The organism is Marivirga arenosa, from assembly GCF_030503895.2.
GTDB classification, from domain to species: domain Bacteria; phylum Bacteroidota; class Bacteroidia; order Cytophagales; family Cyclobacteriaceae; genus Marivirga; species Marivirga arenosa.
The window spans coordinates 1412366-1426246 of record NZ_CP129970.2; the positions used below are offsets into that span (position 1 = coordinate 1412366).

General features: G+C 35.3%; 10 protein-coding genes. 2 read left to right on the top strand and 8 right to left on the bottom strand.

Annotated elements, in window-relative coordinates:
• Window positions 1-138: 138 nt before the first annotated feature.
• Window positions 139-882: a response regulator gene (locus QYS48_RS06145; protein WP_308357967.1), complete on the bottom strand. Its 744-nt coding sequence runs from the start codon at window positions 880-882 to the stop codon at window positions 139-141.
• 257 nt (window positions 883-1139) lie between these two features.
• Entirely contained in the window at window positions 1140-3998 is a 2859-nt protein-coding gene (locus tag QYS48_RS06150; protein ID WP_308357968.1) for a pitrilysin family protein, read from the bottom strand.
• A 137-nt stretch (window positions 3999-4135) separates the two neighbouring features.
• Here QYS48_RS06150 and QYS48_RS06155 point away from each other — a divergent pair, with 137 nt between their 5' ends.
• Both QYS48_RS06155 and QYS48_RS06160 read left to right on the top strand, forming a co-directional pair.
• Window positions 4136-5431: a M20/M25/M40 family metallo-hydrolase gene (locus tag QYS48_RS06155; protein ID WP_308357969.1), complete on the top strand. Its 1296-nt coding sequence runs from the start codon at window positions 4136-4138 to the stop codon at window positions 5429-5431.
• A 21-nt stretch (window positions 5432-5452) separates the two neighbouring features.
• Entirely contained in the window at window positions 5453-6346 is an 894-nt protein-coding gene (locus QYS48_RS06160; protein WP_308357970.1) for an MBL fold metallo-hydrolase, read from the top strand.
• A 5-nt stretch (window positions 6347-6351) separates the two neighbouring features.
• On the opposite strand, the gene QYS48_RS06165 is transcribed toward QYS48_RS06160, so the two are convergent.
• From QYS48_RS06165 to QYS48_RS06190, 6 genes are all read right to left on the bottom strand, one after another.
• Window positions 6352-7611 (bottom strand): APC family permease, encoded by a 1260-nt coding sequence (locus QYS48_RS06165; RefSeq protein ID WP_308357971.1) that lies wholly within the window; start codon window positions 7609-7611, stop codon window positions 6352-6354.
• 88 nt (window positions 7612-7699) lie between these two features.
• Complete coding sequence (locus QYS48_RS06170) at window positions 7700-8086, bottom strand: STAS/SEC14 domain-containing protein (protein ID WP_302103006.1); 387 nt, start codon at window positions 8084-8086, stop codon at window positions 7700-7702.
• Window positions 8087-8177: 91 nt separating this feature from the next.
• Window positions 8178-9929: a thiamine pyrophosphate-dependent enzyme gene (locus QYS48_RS06175; RefSeq protein WP_308357973.1), complete on the bottom strand. Its 1752-nt coding sequence runs from the start codon at window positions 9927-9929 to the stop codon at window positions 8178-8180.
• 249 nt (window positions 9930-10178) lie between these two features.
• Window positions 10179-11366, bottom strand: a complete 1188-nt coding sequence (locus QYS48_RS06180; protein ID WP_308357974.1) for a PAS domain-containing sensor histidine kinase — start codon at window positions 11364-11366, stop codon at window positions 10179-10181.
• 181 nt (window positions 11367-11547) lie between these two features.
• Window positions 11548-12495, bottom strand: coding sequence for an NAD(P)-dependent alcohol dehydrogenase (locus QYS48_RS06185; protein ID WP_308357975.1), 948 nt, complete (start codon window positions 12493-12495; stop codon window positions 11548-11550).
• 60 nt (window positions 12496-12555) lie between these two features.
• Entirely contained in the window at window positions 12556-13095 is a 540-nt protein-coding gene (locus tag QYS48_RS06190; RefSeq protein WP_302102999.1) for a hypothetical protein, read from the bottom strand.
• Window positions 13096-13881 lie beyond the last annotated feature (786 nt).

A 13881-nucleotide genomic window follows, 5' to 3' on the forward strand; every position in this document is an offset into this window, starting at 1 on the left:
TATATCAGGAAAAGGAATCCAAAATGATTAGGTGGGAGGAAAATTGAGTAAGTGGGAGGGAAAATTAAAAGCAAAAAAAAGCTGATTTAAATTAAATCAGCAGACTTTTTAAAATTGAAAATGTATTTAATTGTGGCTTTAATACCCTATCATCTGAAGAAACCCAGACTTTTTTCGCTTAGATACATCTAATGATTTATCATCATGCATGATCACATAACCACCATCGCCTCGTACATATTTTTTGAGGTAATCTATGTTAATCATATGCGCATTATGGATGCGACAGAACTTCGTATTACTTAATAAATCTTCGTATTCTTTTAATGTTTTGCTTACAATATGAGTTTGACCATCCTTCATATGAAAAATAGTATAATTGCTGGAGGCTTCTAGGTATACAATATCTTCTAAGCTTGCAAACACCAAACCATCATGACATGGCAGCGCTACCTTTTTAAATTCTTTATTTTGAGGGGAAATTGTTTCTAAAAGGTAATCTAGTCGAGCTGAAATATCAGATTTCTTTCTTTCTGTGATTTTATTAACCGCCCTATTTAATTCCTGTATATCTATTGGTTTTAATAAATAATCGATAGCACTATATTGAAAAGCCTTAATGGCATATTCCGAAAATGCAGTGGTAAAAATGACTTCGAAGTTTTTCTTGTCTAGCTTAGATAGCAAGTCAAAGCCCGTTTCTCTTTGCATCTGAATATCTAAAAAAACCACATCAATATCATGTGATTTAATGGCCTTCAAGCCTTCATCCACATTTTGGCAGAGTGCTAACACTTCTACATTTTCACAAAAATCAGTAAGCAATATTTGCAGACTTTCTCTGCTTTTCAATTCATCATCAACAATAATGCTCCTAATCATAATCTTTTAATAGTTATTAGCTAAAATGCATGAAAAGCTTATAAAAAGTTAAATTTCTGTAAGGCTTTTTGGAGGAATATTTAAAAATAATGAAAAGTAAAATAATAAAGAACTAATGCATTTACTTTCAGATAGTAATTTTACAAGTTATCGACAGAACCATCATTAATATCGATTACTTTTACAGATGTAGATAAACGATTAAAAAGCCAGCACTTTTCAGTACTGGCTTCTTATTCATTTCAATTATAAAAAACTTATTTTCCGCCTTCCATATTAGTTTGCTCAACCGGCTCACCTTTGGCATTAAGCTTTACAATATCATAGCCTAATTTTCTTAAGCCTTCGATATTTGTAGCTTCATCACCTACCACTACAATTACCATTTGATCGGTTTTGATTCTTTCTTTTGCAATTGCATCAAGGTCTTTTTTAGTCATCTTATTCAAGATTTTCATTTGATCTTGAACATAATCTTCATCAAGATCATAATGAACTACTCTTCTTAAGAAGCCCGCTTTTTGTCTTGGAGTTTCGTAGTTTAAGGCATCCTGCTGACCAATAGATTTCTTCATAAAATCAACTTCTGCTTCTGTTACTCCATCTTCTCTATATTTTGTCATTACGGTCATGAATTCATAAACAGAACTATCAGTAGCATCTGCTTTAACACCTGCACTCGCAGTGAAAGGGCCAGGGTTATCACCAGTATCAAAATAAGAACGTGCTCCATAAGTCCAGCCTTTTTCCTCTCTTAGTTTTAAGTTAATACGACTGTTGAAAGCACCTCCTAAATTGTAATTCATTAAATAGGCTTTATATGATTCCCCTGTTGGGTCATATTCCATATCCGTTAAATAACCGATTCTGATTTGAGACTGCGCAGCATCTTTTTTGTCAACCAAATATATTTTAGTTTTCTCAGTATCTGCCTCAAAAGTTAATTTAGGCATTTTAACTGCTGGACCTTCCCATTCTTTTAAGAATGATAATTTAGGTAAAATCTCGTCCTGAGAAACATCACCCACTACTACTAGCTCCCCAACGGATGGTGAATAATAGCTTTTGTAAAATGATTTGATATCTTCTAAAGTAATATTTTCAACTGTTTCAGCTAAGCCAGATGAAGGAACAGAGAAGATGTGATTATCACCGTAAATTAGTTTATCATACACAAAACTTGCGATAGCTGCTGGATCAGTTTCACTTGATTTAATACCCTCTATCGTTTGCTTTTTATTTCTTTGGAAATCTGCTTCATCAAATCTTGGATTCATCAAAGCATCTTCAGCCAATTCTAAGGTTTTATCAATATTCTTCACTAAAGAGCTGATGTATAAATTAGTAGAATTTTGACCTGCCCCGAATGATATTGAACTTCCAATTTTTCTCAGTTCTTCTTGGAATTCCTCAGAAGTTAAAGAAGTGGTTCCCTCATTCATCATGGCAGCAGTTAAGCTGGCTAATCCTGCTTTAGTAGGATCATTAGCATCTAACTGATGCCCTCCATTTAAAGTAACCTGAATAGTTACCGTTGGGATTTCTTTGCTTTCTGTACCAATAATTTTCATGCCATTATCCCAGTTTTCTTTCCATATCTTTGGAACCTTAACCAATGGGCTTTGTCCTGGAGTTGGCTTTTGGCTTCTATCATACTTACCATCATCAGGGCGGTTATAGCTTAAACCAGAATAGTCAGTAGTTGGGAAAGGATTTTCTCCTTCTTTTTTAGGCTCATAGTTGTCAGGAGCTGCTTTCTCTACCTCTTCATTTGGTATAACACTTTGGATAACTGCCGGCTTTCCTTTGATGTATTTATTGAAAACTCTGATAACATCTTCTTTCGTTACCGCTAAATATCTCTCTAAATCCTTTTGAATATAATCAGGATCATTTCTGAAAGTTTGATAAGAAGCAAGCTGACTTACTTTACCACTTACACTCGCCAAACCATTAATGGTGTTGGATTCATAGTTCGCTTTGAATTTTTCAATATCTGCATCCGTTACACCATTCTCTTCAAACTCCTTTAAGATTTCTCTTACTTGGGTCTCAAAGTCTGATAATTTTTGACCTGGGAATGGTAAAGTAAACATCGTAAACTCTCCCGCTAATTCTGAAGTAGGATGAAAAGTACTTGCTTGTAACGCTTTCTGTGTTAAAACGAATTTCTTATAGAAATAAGAGCTTTTACCTGCACCTAATATCTCAGAAAGACAATCTAAAGCAGCTTCATCTTCGTGAAATCTTGGTACTGTTGGGAAAGTAAATAACAATAAAGGGAAACGAATATTCTTATCCACATAACTTACATATCTGTCCTCATCAATGGTAACTGGATCAAGCTTCATTGGCTCTACAGCAGGGCCAGATGGAATGCTTCCAAAATACTTCTCCACTTTCTTTACTACTTCTTTAGGATCCACATCACCCCCTACTGTTAAAGTAGCATTATTTGGTCCGTACCATCTTAGGAAGAATTTCTTCAAGTCGGATACATCCACTCTATCTAAATCTTCTAGTTTACCGATGGTTAACCATGAATAAGGATGGCCATAAGGATATAAGGAAGCTGCATTTACTTCTCTGAATAAACCATAAGGACGGTTATTATAATTCTGTCCTTTTTCGTTTTTTACTGTAGCTCTCTGTACCTCAAATTTTTCCTGCGTAACCGCTGGTAATAAGAAACCCATTCTATCCGCTTCTAACCAAAGCATTCTATCCAACTGATTACTAGGAACTGTTTCGAAATAGTTGGTTCTATCGCGATTCGTTGTTCCGTTTAAACGCCCACCTGACTCGGTTACTAATTTAAAGTGCTCTTCATCGGCTACATTTTCAGATCCCTGAAACATCATATGCTCAAAAAAGTGAGCAAAACCAGATTTGTTCAATTCTTCTCTAGCAGAACCCACATGATAAGTTACGTCAACATGCACCACAGGATCAGAATGATCTTCATGAATAATGAGGGTCAGACCATTTTCTAATTCATACTTTTCGTAAGGAATTACGATTTTGCCCTCTACCTGAGGGACTTTTTCAATTAATTTCGTTTGAGCAAAAGCCTGTATACTAATAAAGGCTAATACAAACACAAAGATTTTCTTCATATTATTAATAGTTTCGTTTTGGATACAAGTTAGCAAAAGACTATAAATATTTTGTGATTTAGTTTTAAACTTTTGACTTTAAATAGGTTTATTAAAACAATGCATTATTAATAAGACTAATTTATTAACTTAATCACATGAAAAGATTTTTTAGCCTTCTCCTCATTATTTCCTATTGCGTTTTAAATCTAAATGCTCAGAACAATAAAACAGAAAAAAAACTGCTTGCTTCAGTTGATCAGCATAATGAATATTATACAGAGCTTCTCAAGAAGATAGTAAACATGAACAGTGGCACCATGAACTTTGAAGGGGTGCAAGCAGTGGGAATGGTATTAAGAGCAGAGTTTGACAAACTGGGTATGGAAACGGAGTGGTTGCCAGGAGAAAGTTTTAATCGAGCAGGTCATCTAGTGGCTAGAACTAAGGGGAAAAAAGGCCCTAAACTTTTGCTTATAGGTCATCTAGACACCGTTTTTGAACCAGATAGTCCTTTTCAAAAATATGAGATGCAAGATGGAAATATTCTAAAAGGCCCTGGAGTAGCAGATATGAAAGGTGGAGATGTGATTATACTAATGGCGCTTAAGGCTTTGAAGGAAGCAAAGCTTTTAGAGGATATGCAAATAGAGGTAGTCATGACGGGTGATGAAGAAAAAAGTGGTAGCCCAATCGAATTGTCTAAAAAAGCATTGACCGATGCAGCAAAATGGGCTGAGATAGCTTTAGCTTTTGAAAATGCAGATGGTGATCCTAAAACTATAGTTGTTTCACGAAGAGGTTCATCCGGATGGAGCTTAAATGTGAAAGGAAATGCAGCTCATTCTTCTCAAGTTTTTTCGGATAAAGTAGGTGTTGGAGCTGTTTACGAAGCCGCAAGAATATTAAACGAATTTTATGTTCAGCTATCAAAAGAGGAAAACCTCACTTTCAACCCTGGGGTTATTTTAGGTGGAACTTCCGTTCAATACGATGAAGGAGAAAGCGGAGGTACTGCCTATGGCAAAACGAATGTAGTGGCTCAAGAGGTAAAGGTAAGTGGAGACATAAGAGCGGTTTCATTGGAGCAATTGAAAAGGGCGAAAAAAATCATGCAAGAAATAGTCGCTGATAATTATCCCGGAACCTCGGCAAAATTAGTTTTTAAAGAGGGGGGTTATCCTCCACTTGCACCATCAGAGGGAAATCGTGAATTGTTAGAAAAATATAATCAAGTAAGTCAAGATTTAGGCTTTGGTGAAGTGGTAGCTGTTAACCCAAGAAATGCGGGTGCTGCGGATGTTTCTTTTACATCTGGCTATGTTGCCATGGCCATAGATGGGATGGGATTGAGTGGAGCTGATGATCATACTATAAATGAAACTGGAGATTTAAGTAAGCTCAGCATGCAAGCAAAAAGAGCTGCTTTTTTAATGTATCGATTGATGGAATAGAATCTCATTAAATTAACTATTATGAAAAAACTTGCATTATTATCCTTAGCAATTTTATCAATTCTTAACTATGGATCAGCACAAAAAGATGAAGTTGAATTAAAGCCTACTAAAGTTTCTGAACACGTTTACATGCTTGAAGGTAGGGGTGGAAATATAGGACTTACTATCGGAGAAGATGGGGTTGCTATTATAGATAATCAATTTGCTGATCTTTCTGAGAAAATTCAAAATGCAATATTAGAATTAGGTGGAGGAAAGGTTGATTATGTCATCAATACTCATCTTCATGGTGATCATACAGGAGGAAATGAAAATTTTTCTGAAAATGGAGCCACAATAATCGCTCAGCAAAATGTTAGAGAAAGACTAAGCAAGGAGCAGCATAATGAATTATGGGAAAGAACTACGCCCGCAAGACCAAAAGCTGCATTACCCGTAATCACTTTTGAAAAGTCTATCAATTTATACTTCAATAATAACGAGCTATACATTTTTCATGCTGCTTCTGGACATACTGATGGAGATGCTGCGATATTTTTTAAAGATGAAAATGTAATTCATGTTGGAGATAATTTTGTTACCTATGGATTCCCATTTATTGATAAATATTCTGGTGGCACCTTAAATGGTATGATTGATTTTAATGAGCAGGTTTTGAAAATAATTGATGAAGATACCAAGATTATACCTGGACATGGAGCTTTATCAAAAAAAGAAGATTTAAAGGCATTTAATAATCTCTTAACAGAAATTCGAGAACTTTTGCTAAATGAAATAAGGGCTGGAAAAACAGTTAAAGAAGCTATTGAGGCAAAGCCGCTTGCTAAATATGAAGAAGAATGGGGAGGAAACTTTATCAGTTCAGATAACTTCATCCTACTAACTTGGGACGACTTAAAAGCCAATAATTAAATTATTTACCTTAACTTCTTTAGTATATAAGGTCTGAAAACGAAAATAGATACAGTGACAATTACTAGCGCTCCGATTGCATAAGGATTTTTTTTCAGCTGTTCGATAATATCTGCTATCACTGCTAATCCACAACCTATTGCCCCAACTAAACTAATCCACCTGTATTTTACCTTTTGTTGAAATGCAATCAAATTGACTGTACCAAAAGTGAATAAGAATATAATACTGGCCGCATCAACCAAACTACCTAGGCTGCCAATTACTGCTAATAAAATCGCTACTCCTGCAATACTTAATAATGCATAAATGGGTATGTTGGATTTATTTTCAATAGCAAAAATATTAGGTAAATCTTTCTTTTTCGCTACATTCTCCATCAATCTCGCTGTTGAAAATAAGGTAGCATTTATGGCCGATCCTGTAGAAAAAGCTGCTGCTATTGTAACTACCACTAAACCCGTAAAACCCATTGCCTTTTTACCTGCAACTGATAATGCTACTTCCTTTTTCTCAATTAAAGTTTCGGCCCCTACTAGCATGGAAGTCCCAAATGTGACCAAGAGGTAAATAATAATAACAGCAATTACAGCCCAAATTGTAGCTTTAGGAAGGGTTACATTAGGGTTTTTTAAATCTTCATAATCATAAGAAAGCAATTGAAACCCTTCATAGGCCATAAATATTGTACCAGCACCGATCAAAGATGCGTGCCATGGTTTTGGAGAAATACCTTCAGTTAAATTTTCGGGTGACCACATCCATAAACCAATGGAAGCCAAACCTAAAAGAACAAAAAGTTTCCCATAAACTGTTATGATTTCAAGCTTTGAAGCACTACCTACTCCTTTCAAATTTACTGCGGTAAGAGCTGCAATGATAGCCAATGCTAAAACTCGGGGAAGCCAAGCACCCAGATTAAAAATATGCGCCACATAATGTCCAAAAGTAAAAGCATAAACTGAAAGTGTAAGGATATAACCTAAAATTAAAATCCAAGATAAACTACCTGCAAATCCTGTACGATTAATCTTCCTTAAAAAGGTAAAAGCACCCCCGCCTTCATTGTATTGGAGTGATAGCTGGCTGTAACTATGAGCCGAAACTAGTGCAATTAAGCCTGCTAGTAAAAAACTAAGCCAAGCCCACTGTCCTGCTGTTTGAATAATTACACCTAAAACTGAAAAAATTCCTCCACCCACCATACCACCTACAGCCATTGACCAAGTGGCATTAAAATTCATCTTTTTATTATTTGAACTCATAAATTATACAATTATGCATCACTCCTCATCAGAGGCTTATAAATTATGGTTGATGATTTTTCAAAAAATTAGGTTTAATTTCAAAATGCTATTCATGCATATTCACAAACTTCATGGCTTCATCCATCTGGGAGACATCAAAATATCTTTCGTATCTTCCTTCGCGAGCCCTTTCAAAAAACAAATTATCAATTGGAATTAAAGCTTTTAAAATTTTTGAGTGCGCTACAATGGCAAAATGCCCAAGCTTCTTAAAGTTTCTCAAAGTCCAAATACCATCTTCCATAAAAGCTTTTACACTGCTATGCCCTATTTTGAATTCATCTAGTTTTACTAGAACATTTACATGGTCGTATCCACGTTTTATCTTTTCATCAAATAGTTTTTGAAAAAGCTTTTCATCATTTTCAGTAAAACCATCAATAACTTCCAGCGCTAAGCTATTATTAGCACTTGTTTTTAGTTGTTCTATCATAATGATTAACTTTTGGTATTCATTATAATTAACGCATTCTACCTAAGAAGTTACAAGTGTAGGATAGTATTTTCCGTGATCTGAAAGTCTATTAATTAAGCTCTTTGTCAATAAAAGATAAAAGCTCATTTTTAATGTTTTCCCAATTTTTTTGATCTCCTTTTGCCGCTCTTAATCCTTCTTTAATTTTAGAAAAAGCGAAATTTTTAGCCATCTCAAAATTAATATTTGGTGGCAACGAAAGTTCGCCTCCGTTAACACGTGCATCCACAATAACAGGCTTTGAGGATTGACTTGCTTCAAGTATTGCCTGTTCGACATTATTTGTGTCTTCTAGCTTTATGCCATGGCCTCCTACTAAATCTGCAAAAGCAGCAAAATCAAAATTCTTTACTTCCAATGCATCATAATTGGGGCTCAACCCTGCCTCTTCCATTTCAATTTTTACGAAGCCTAATTCCTCATTACTTAAAACAATGATTTTAATTGGTAAGCCATATTCCACTGCTGTAGAAAAATCATGTAAAGTCATATGAAAAGCACCATCACCAACTAATGCCCAAATTTCTCGATTAGGAAATTGAATTTGAGCTCCAATCGCTGCAGGTATACCTACAGCCATTGATCCGTGGTTAAAAGCGCCAATTAATCTTCTTTCTGAATGAAAATTCATAAAATTACTAGCCCAAATAGCAGATGTACCTGTATCGATTACAAATACCGCATCCTTGGACGCTTTATCACTGATTTCTTTTGCCACTACTTGAGGATGCAAAACTTTAAAATCCGATTCTGAGGAAGATATTTTTCCATTATGCTTTATCCATTTTTTAAAATCTTTATTTAAGGCATTAACCCATTGAGGATCCCTTTTTAATTTACATTTTTCATTAAGGTATTCTAAGGCATCCTTAATGTCAGAATGGATTCCAAGATCAACAGAAGTTCTATTTCCAATATTTTCAGGCCGGATATCTATTTGTATAGTTTTGGTACCATGTGGTAAGTATTCTGAATAAGGAAAATCTGTCCCTAGCATAATAAGTAAATCACAATCCATTACCGCTTTATAACCTGATGGATTTCCTATTAAACCCGTTAACCCTACAACATTCTCCGTGCTATGATCAAATATATCTGAGGCTTTTACGGTATGGGTGATGGGGGCATTCAATAGTTTTGAAAACTTTATGACTTCCTCTTTAGAATTTCTACATCCTACCCCTGCTAATATGCCTACCTTTTTAGCTTGGTTGATAAGCTCAGCAGCTTCTTCTAATACTTTTATCTCAGCAGTAATTTTTGAATTAGACCTGAATGACTTTTGCAAAAAATCTTGATTAGCAGCGGGTAATTCTGCAATATCAGCAGGCAACTCAATTCTACAAACTGCCTTATAATTAACAGCTATTCTGATTGCCCTAAGGATAACTTTGGGGGCTTCTTCGGGAGATCGTATGACTGCTTGATATTCACATATATCATCAAAAATCTTCGTTAAATTTACTTCCTGATGATAATTAGTACCTAGATACTCCGTTGGTATTTGCCCCGTAATAGCAACCACTGGGCTTCTTTCCTTTTTTGCATTGTAAAGCCCATTAATTAAGTGTAAAGCCCCAGGGCCTACGGTGCTGGCGCATACACCAAAATTGTCCCCTAATTCACCTTGTGCAAAAGCTGCAAATGAAGCATTTCCTTCATGCTTCATCTTTACCCATTTTATTTGGTCTTGATTTCCAATGGCAGAGACCAAGGGATTTAAAGCATCGCCTGCTACGCCAAAAATATGTTTTACTCCTTCTTGTTTAAGGATTTCTAAAAGTTGTTCCGATACATTCATAGTTTAAAAAGTATACTAAAGGAACGACTCAAAAATGAAGTTGTTTATATCATTTCTTTAATCAGGTTTCATGAAACCAGCAGTTGATCAAAAGATAAATTTGCTTCGCCAATTTGAATTGAATAAGATGTACAATTACAAAAACACTTTTTTTTCTATTACTGATTAATCAGTTTATTTTCTATTCATACTGGATGCTGACAAAATGAGAATTTTTTGCGATCGACTGCAAATAAATTTAACATGCGATTAATCATGATTGTACATAGGCAATGTAAAGCTAAATTCTGTTCCATTTCCCTCAGTACTTTCAGCCCATATTTCTCCACCATTTCTATCTACGAACTCTTTACAGATCAACAAACCTAATCCTGAGCCTTTTTCCTTATCTGTTCCCGCTGTGCTATTAATTTTTGAGATATCAAATAAAGATTCAAGCTTTTCTTTGTTCATGCCAACTCCATTATCACTTACAGACACTTTTATAAAATGCTCATTTGGCGTAGCATTAATGGTAATATTTCCTCCTCTATGGGTAAACTTTACTGCATTCGAAATCAAGTTTCTCAAAATAAGGCGCAACATATTTTCATCTGCATGTGCGCTTATACCATCTTTAGGAGTAAAATCAATGCTTATTTCTTTAGAATGCCATAGCGGTTTTTTCAACTCAATTACATTAAGCATCACCTCATTTATATCTATTTTCTTCGGATCAAAACTCAACTGACCAGTTTGTGATTGGGACCAGTTTAATAAGTTTTCTAATAGAATTATACCGCTTCTTGTGGAAGAAGAAATCAAAGTAGCATACTCTTTAGCCTTGGCTATCTCATTATTTCTCAACTGCTTAAGCATAAGTTCAGAAAGGCTTTTTAAATTATTGAAGGGCCCTCTAATATCATGAGCTATAATTGAAAATAATTTATCTTTTGTGTTGTTAAGCTCGCATAATTTCTTTTCGCTTTCTTTAATAATTCGTTCGGCTTCTTTTCTTTTTGTTACATCTCGAATAATCATAGAAGTACGTTTAAGCCCTTCACTATTCGTAAAGACATTACTTGTATATTCTCCTATAAACTTAATCCCTCCCTTTTTCACAAAAATCAATTCTCCTTCAACATAGCCTTCCTCTTTTCGTTTTTGCAAAGCTTTCTTTAAGGATTCTTGCGATGAATCAACTAATAAATCACGGCCTCCCTTATAAATTTCTTCTTCAGTCCAACCAAACAAATCACATCCTGCCTGATTTACAGAATGAATACTTCCATCAGGAGAAGTAATCAATAAGGCATCAGAACTATTCTCGTAAAATAGCCGATATATCGTTTCCTGATCGAGAACTTCTTGCTCACGCTTTTTACAGGCTTCTAATTCATTTTTTAAATGAATAACTTCCTCTTCTAATTCTTTATAATGTTGGTTAAAATCAGACATATCCTCTATTTGCTGTGAATAATTTCGGGTTGGATATAGTTTTTATCATATTGTATAATAGCAATATATAAAATATTATGATAAAAATGCTGTAAACCAGATAGATAGATATAGAGATTGGGTTTAAAGGAAAACTACCGTTAGATTAATTTATATGAAATAGTTCTTTGGTCTTTTCAAATTATCTCATCACTGGCAAAAAAGAAATCAAAACCTTAGCTTTTGCGTGACCCGCACTTAAATACTCCATCGCTAAATCCGTTTGTTCCATTTTATATACTTTCTCAATGGATGGTTTTATTTTTCCCTTTTCGACTAAATCTGCAACAAAAGCCAAATCCTCTGAAAATGGTTTTGCTGCTACCGCTTTTATTTTCTTTTTCCCAAAAGATAAAATTTTTCCAAATAAAAGTGCTTTAAAGATTTGCTTTAAACTACCTCCAACAGCAACGTATTGGCCGCTATTGCTCAACATCTTTTTACATTTTAACAGTGGGTAATTTCCGTTTATAGCTAAGATTAAATCATAGCAATCATCACGATCAAAAAGGTCTTCTTGGGTATAATCGATGACTTTATCGGCCCCCAAATTATAAGATTGCTCAACCGACTTAGTACTGCAAACGGCCGTGACATCCGTTTCAAAATATTTGGCTAATTGAAGGGCGAAAGTTCCTACCCCTCCAGCAGATCCAATGATCAAAACCTTTTCTCCTTTTGAAATACCGCCTTTCCTTAAGGCCTGCAAAGCAGTAGTAGCCGCAACTGGCAAAGCAGCTGCCTCCTCAAAGGATACTCCCTTTGGCTTGTGCACTAATACTGAAGTTTTAGTTGCCTTAAATTCGGCAAATCCTCCCATACCCACATCGGCTAAATCCGCTATTACTTCATCTCCAACTTTGAATTGGCTAATGCCTTTACCTACTTCTTCAACTATGCCCGAAATAGCAGATCCTAAGATGTTATGCTTAGGTACAATTCGCATTTGGATAGAGCGATAATCAGCCGCATTAGGTGAAGCACAGTGTACCTTTACCAAAACTTCGTCATCCTGAATATTTGGCTTGGGCACTTCATGAATTTGAAATTTTTGGTATGGATTTTTACGATCAAACAGGACAGCTTTCATGCAAATTAAGGTTAGTTTCCTATGAAAGTAGTTAATTTAAAGCAAAAGCAATTGAGATCATCAAAAACTATAGCCTACACTAAAAGCTGCCATAAAATGAAAATCAGAAATAATTTTTCTATATGACTTAGGTATATAATATTCCGATTTTAAATAATCTGTCTCCATAATAGGTGTAATGCCAATCCTCCACAGAAATCGACTGTCTGGTTTTTGGTACCTATATCCTAAACGAGCTGAGAAAAAAGTATCCCAACTCCAGTCTACTGCTTGGTTGTCTGCATCTCGAGTTGAAGAATAGACTTTAATTATACCTAAGCCTCCTTCTATATGGTGACTTAACCCAATCTTATAAATCTGATTAATACTCATTGGTAACCATAAATCGATAAAACCAACAAAGGGCGGATAATAAGCCATTCCAAATTGGGCAGTAGTTTTCCATTTCGACTGATCAAATATTATGCGTTCGTAATTTAAAGAATAGGCTAAACCATGGCCCCCTAGCTCTAATTGGACATTATTTTTATAGTTGAATTCCTGAGCGGATAGCTGGTTAGAAAGGGAAATTAACAGAATTAAAAATGAGAGTCTTTTCATTTTTTGTTTTAGTGGATAGATATGTGAAACGGTAGAAGGTAAGGACTATTGCATAGCTCTTATTACTTTAATTCTTAATCAATTTTTTCAGTTCTAAATTCAGTATTAACGATCTCTCCCCAAATTGCAAGAAGAAGCATTATCTGCCTTAGCTACTCATATAAAAGACTATTCCAGCGGATATTTCGAATGAGATAAACCTCTTCATATAGGGTATTCCTGAAGCAGGAGGCCTATATTTTTACGCAGGAAAGGCAAAATTTAGCGCAGGAAGGGTCATAAGTCTTGCAGGAAGAGGTATAATTTACGCAGGACGGCTAAAAAATGGCGCAGGAAAGGGTATAAGTACCGCAGGAAGCCTCAATAGTCTCGCAGGAGAGGGTCATATTCACGCAGGAAGGGGCGAAAGTGGCGCAGGAGTGCGGTTTAGTCATTTTAGATAGCAGGTAAATGATCTTTTCTTGCGGGTGAACGATTTTTTCTTGCGGGTAAGCCATTTTTTAATGCGGTTATATCATTTTATAGCGCGGATAAATGATTTTATTGAGCGGTTGCGTCATTTTGGAAAGCGGTTGGGTAATTTTCGGAAGCGATTGGGTGATTTTGCTTGGCTTTCTTGAAAGCTCAACAAAAAGCTTAGCAAAATAAGTAAAAGGATTTTTTTCATGTGGTTAAATTTGTTGATAGTTTTTTAGAATGATATAGTTAAAAATAAATGCCCACTATGCAGAGCATGGCGGAAACCCTAAAGCTACAGTAAGTGCGGGATTTTGAAACACCATCTTG

Excerpts from the sequence above, each read along its gene's own strand:
- QYS48_RS06145 (WP_308357967.1), bottom strand. The coding sequence starts at position 882 with ATGATTAGGAGCATTATTGTTGATGATGAATTGAAAAGCAGAGAAAGT.
- QYS48_RS06150 (WP_308357968.1), bottom strand. The coding sequence starts at position 3,998 with ATGAAGAAAATCTTTGTGTTTGTATTAGCCTTTATTAGTATACAGGCT.
- QYS48_RS06155 (WP_308357969.1), top strand. The coding sequence starts at position 4,136 with ATGAAAAGATTTTTTAGCCTTCTCCTCATTATTTCCTATTGCGTTTTA.
- QYS48_RS06160 (WP_308357970.1), top strand. The coding sequence starts at position 5,453 with ATGAAAAAACTTGCATTATTATCCTTAGCAATTTTATCAATTCTTAAC.
- QYS48_RS06165 (WP_308357971.1), bottom strand. The coding sequence starts at position 7,611 with ATGAGTTCAAATAATAAAAAGATGAATTTTAATGCCACTTGGTCAATG.
- QYS48_RS06170 (WP_302103006.1), bottom strand. The coding sequence starts at position 8,086 with ATGATAGAACAACTAAAAACAAGTGCTAATAATAGCTTAGCGCTGGAA.
- QYS48_RS06175 (WP_308357973.1), bottom strand. The coding sequence starts at position 9,929 with ATGAATGTATCGGAACAACTTTTAGAAATCCTTAAACAAGAAGGAGTA.
- QYS48_RS06180 (WP_308357974.1), bottom strand. The coding sequence starts at position 11,366 with ATGTCTGATTTTAACCAACATTATAAAGAATTAGAAGAGGAAGTTATT.
- QYS48_RS06185 (WP_308357975.1), bottom strand. The coding sequence starts at position 12,495 with ATGAAAGCTGTCCTGTTTGATCGTAAAAATCCATACCAAAAATTTCAA.
- QYS48_RS06190 (WP_302102999.1), bottom strand. The coding sequence starts at position 13,095 with ATGAAAAGACTCTCATTTTTAATTCTGTTAATTTCCCTTTCTAACCAG.